We start from the raw sequence: 294 nt of genomic DNA on the forward strand, positions 1-294 counted from the left end.
GCATCGAGCGGGCACCTACCACCAGTCCCTCCCGATGCGTCGTCGTGATCGACACCTTGACGCCGAATTCGTACGGCGTACGAACTTTGCCCTTCGCCAGACATTCAACTTCCGGTGCGTGCAGCGCATACAGCTTATTTTTGTCCTTCGTCTTCTGCGTCAGGATTCGCTTCGTGCGGGCAATCAGTTCCTGCAGCTCAGCTCGCCTGTTATCAACCACCGTGTCGAGTTGCCGTTCGACGTCGCGCATGACCCGACCCACCCGCGAGCGCAGGGTGCGCAGTGCCTTTCCCA

At 59.9% G+C, this 294-nt stretch carries 1 pseudogene; it reads right to left on the reverse strand.

The features are described from left to right. Positions 1 to 294, reverse strand: a pseudogene (locus AB3X94_RS42075) (IS5/IS1182 family transposase); the annotation flags it as partial.

It is taken from the genome of Paraburkholderia sp. BR10923 (assembly GCF_040948765.1).
GTDB classification, from domain to species: Bacteria; Pseudomonadota; Gammaproteobacteria; order Burkholderiales; family Burkholderiaceae; genus Paraburkholderia; species Paraburkholderia youngii.